The sequence below is a fragment of the Corynebacterium gottingense genome, from assembly GCF_003693265.1.
GTDB lineage: Bacteria > Actinomycetota > Actinomycetes > Mycobacteriales > Mycobacteriaceae > Corynebacterium > Corynebacterium gottingense.
Genome location: NZ_RDRE01000058.1, coordinates 1 through 4039 on the forward strand (window position 1 = coordinate 1; position 4039 = coordinate 4039).

The 4039-nt window shown below is 69.6% G+C and carries 4 protein-coding genes; all 4 read left to right on the plus strand.

The features are described 5' to 3' along the window. The coding region (locus EAW56_RS11235; protein WP_147453304.1) for a winged helix-turn-helix domain-containing protein at positions 1–261 on the plus strand (261 nt) is incomplete at its 5' end. A 63-nt stretch (positions 262–324) separates the two neighbouring features. Further along, a complete protein-coding gene (gene mtrB, locus EAW56_RS11240; RefSeq protein ID WP_279629702.1) occupies positions 325–1914 on the plus strand; it encodes an MtrAB system histidine kinase MtrB in 1590 nt (529 codons plus the stop codon). Further along, positions 1898–3643, plus strand: coding sequence for an LpqB family beta-propeller domain-containing protein (locus EAW56_RS11245; protein WP_122086614.1), 1746 nt, complete (start codon positions 1898–1900; stop codon positions 3641–3643). Before mtrB ends, EAW56_RS11245 begins: the two co-directional genes overlap by 17 nt. Positions 3644–3671: 28 nt before the next feature. After that, positions 3672–4039 (plus strand): ComF family protein (locus tag EAW56_RS11250; protein WP_425267113.1); only part of this gene is annotated, 368 nt, incomplete at its 3' end.

The window sequence follows — 4039 nt, forward strand, 5'->3', positions numbered from 1 at the left end:
GTCAGCCGCGGCAGCGAGGAGATCTCGCTGACCCCGCTGGAGTTCGACTTGCTGCTGGAGATGGCGCGCAAGCCCAACCAGGTGCACACCCGCGAGGAGCTGCTGGAAACGGTGTGGGGCTACCGCAACGCCTCGGACACCCGCCTGGTCAACGTGCACGTGCAGCGCCTGCGTTCCAAGATCGAGCGCGACCCGGAGAACCCGGAGATCATCCTGACCGTGCGCGGTCTGGGCTACAAGACCGGCAAGCCGGGGGTGTAGCACATAAAGCGCAACGCAGTCTGGCGGGCGAGAGAGCGCGTCGCAGAATCTTGGCGCACCTCCCTGCAGGTGCGGTTCGTGGGCACGGTGCTCATCGTCTCCACCGTGGTCATGCTCGTGCTCGGCTTCGCCATGGCTTCCGTGGTCACCCAGCGCATCGCCGCCACCAAGCTCGACGCGGCGAGCGTGGAGATTGACCGCGCGCGGGTGATGGTGGAGGACCAAATCAACACCACGGGCAGCGCGTCCTCCCTGCAGGTGCGGCTGAACTCAGCGCGCGCCGCGCTGACGCAGCGCTCCCAGCAAAGCGCTGAGGCCCCGAGCGTGTACGAGCCGGTCCTGGTGGTCAGCGGCGGCCCCGGCGCCGGTACCTCTTCGCCGGAGTCCTTCTCCATCCCGGAGCGGCTGCGAACTTACGTGTCCGAGGGCAACGTGGCCTACCAGTATTCCAGCGTGGAGCGCGCTGACGGCACGACCTACAACGCCCTCATCATCGGTACGCCGACAAACGCGGACGTGCAGGACCTCCAGCTGTACCTGGTCATGAACATGGACAACGAGGCCTCCACGCTCGCGCTTATGCGCGGCCTGATCGCGTCGGCGGCGGTGATTGTCATCGTGCTGCTGGTGGGCATCGCGTGGCTCGCCTCGCAGCAGATCGTCGCGCCTGTGCGCTCGGCGTCGCGCACGGCGGAGCGCTTCGCCTCCGGCCACCTCCGCGAGCGTATGCCCGTGGACGGCGAGGACGAGATGGCGGTGCTCGCACTGTCCTTCAACAACATGGCGGACAAGATCTCGCAGCAGATCAACCACCTCGAGCAGTACGGCGACCTACAGCGGCAGTTCACCTCGGACGTCTCCCACGAGCTGCGCACCCCGCTGACCACGGTCCGCATCGCCGCCGACATGATCGCCGCCAATGAGGACGAGCTGGACCCGGCGACCAAGCGCGCCTCGCAGCTGATGATCAGCGAGCTCGACCGCTTCGAGGCCCTGCTCACCGACCTGCTCGAGATCTCCCGTCACGACGCCGGTGTCGCGGACCTCTCGCTGGCAAACATCGACGCCCGCGCGCCCATTGAGTCGGCCTGGGCACAGACGAAGCACCTGGCAGAGGAGCTCGAGGTCGAAGTGCTTTTCGACGTCCCCGAGGACCCCGTCAACATCGAGGGAGACCCGCGACGCATCGAGCGCATCGTGCGCAACCTCATGGCCAACGCCATCGACCACTCCGAAGGCAACCCGGTGCGCGTGGTGCTGCGCGCTAACGACGAGGCCGTCGCCATCACCGTCACAGACGGCGGCGTGGGCCTCCAGCCCGGCCAGGAGGAGCTGGTGTTCAACCGCTTCTGGCGCGCGGACAAGTCGCGCAAGCGCCATTCCGGCGGCACCGGGCTGGGCCTGGCCATTGCCCGCGAGGACGCGCTGCTGCACAAGGGCACGCTCGACGCGGCGGGCACCCCGGGCGTGGGCGCGCAGTTCCGGCTCATTCTGCCGCGCCACACCGAGGACGGGTTCACCGAGGAGCCCCTGCCGCTGGTCGCCCCGGGGGCGGAGCTGGAAGCGGCGGCGGAGCCTGCGGAACCTGCGGGGCCGGCGGCACAGGACGACACTGCAGCGCTGAAGGAGGCGACAGATGCGGAGGAACGGTAAGGCCAAGGCGGCGGTGGCGGTGGCGTCGATAATCGCCCTGACCTCGGGATGTACCTCCTTGCCCGCGAATACTGACCCGCACGTGCTGCACCCCTTTGACGAGCAGACCGCGGGCGGCCCGGACGTGACCCCGGTGCAGGGGCGAGAGCCGGACCTGCTGCTGCGCGACTTTTACAGCGCGGCCGCGGTTCCCGCCGGCGACTACGAGGCGGCGCGCGCGTTCCTCACGGGCGACGCGCGCTCGGCGTGGGACCCGCGCGTGCAGACGCTGGTGGTGGACAGCCTCGGGGTGACCACGCTGGTCGGCAGCGCGGGGAACAAGCGCAGCTTCAGCGTCCACGGCGACGTGGTCGGCGAGCTGCACGACGGCGGCGCGTTCACCCCGGAGCACGGCTCGTACGAAGCCACGATCGAGCTCGAGCTTGTCGACGGCGAGTGGCGCATTTCCTCGCTTCCGTCCGGCGTGGTGCTGGAGCGCAGCGAGATGCGCGACGAGTACCAGCCCTACGACCTCTACTTCTTCGACCCCGCCGGCAACGAGCTCATCACGGATCGCCGCTGGGTCTACGCCCACCGCGAGTCGCTGCCGAGCGCCCTGATCTCCCTGCTCACACAGGGGCCGTCGGACCGCCTCCAGCCCGCGGTGTCCGGCCCGAACGCGCTCGCCTCTGCGGAGGAGGAGGACGCAACGATCGCGTACACCGGCTTCAACGACGGCGCGTACGAGTTCACCGGCTTCGGCGGCATGGACGAACAGACGCGCAAGCAGTTCGCCGCGCAGGTGGTCTGGACGCTCGCCTCCGCCGGCGTGACCGGGCCCTATAACCTGCAGGCCGACGGGGAAGCGCTCTTCGACGGCGCCGACAAGCTCACCGTCGACGACTTCGCCGAGTTCAGCCCCCTCGTGGACCTCGTGGGCGACAGCACGCTCTATTCGCTTACCGACGGCCACGTGTCCCGCGTCAGCGGCGGCACCGCCAGCCAAGTCGACGGCCCGCTTGGGCAGGACGGCAACGTCATGACCGCCGACATCTACGGCGAGGACGCCTGGGCCGGGGTCTTCGGCGACGGACCCGAGGGCGAAGACGACACGTTCCGCGTCGGCCGCTTCGGCGGAGGAGACGAAGAGGTAGTGAAGGGAAAGACGTTCTCCAGGCCCACCTTCGAGCCGAACGCGGCCGCCGTGTGGATCGTTGCGGAAGGCAAGAACGTACTGCGCACGTGGCGGTCCACCGCCACCGGCGAGTACACCACGAGCGAGATCACCGTCGACCTGCCGGAAGGCGTGGAAGGCAACATTTCGGTGCTACGCCTGTCGCGAAGCTCGGCGCGCGTCCTCATGATCATCGACGGCCACCTGTACACCGGCATCGTGCAGCGCGGGCAGACCGGCGATCGCTCCATCGTGAACGTGATGGAGTACGCCTCCGAGCTCGGCGGGTCGTTCATCACCGCCGAGTGGCAGCCGGACGGGTCGCTGCTGGCCGGCACCTCCAGCGCGGCCGCGCCGGTGCTGCGGGTGGAGCAGGACGGTTCCTCCACGACCACGCTGTCCGCGGGCAACATTTCCGCGCCGGTGGTGGCCGTGGGCACCTCGCCGAACATGCTCTACGTCACCGACGCCAACGCGTTGCTGCAGATGCCCATCTCCGGTGCGGATAACCCGCTGTGGCGCGAGGTCCCGGGCCTGCTGGGCACCCGCGCGCTGCCGATTGTGGCCCGCCACTAGGCAGCGGTGCCTGGGGAGGGGGAAGACAATGCTTGGGGGCGTCGCCGACCTGATCCTGCCGCGCTACTGCGCCGGCTGCGGCGAGCCGGGCGCGGTCCTGTGCGGGCGTTGCCGCACGCTGCTGGCGGCGCCGCCGACCCGCGTGTTCCCCAACGTTGCCGTCCACGCGCCCGTCTTCGCGCTCGGCCCGTACGCGGACGCGCACCGCGGCGTCATCCTGGCGATGAAGGAGCGCAAGAACCTCGCGGTGCGCCGCCACGTCGGCGCCGTCATCGGGGCCGCGGTGGAATTCCTCGAGGTGCGCGGTGACCTCGCGGACGTGGACGTGCTCGTCCCCGCGCCGACGCGTGCCGCGAGCGCGCGAGAGCGCGGCGGCGACCCGGTGCAGGCCGTGTG

Excerpts from the sequence above, each read along its gene's own strand:
- EAW56_RS11245 (WP_122086614.1), top strand. The coding sequence starts at position 1,898 with ATGCGGAGGAACGGTAAGGCCAAGGCGGCGGTGGCGGTGGCGTCGATA.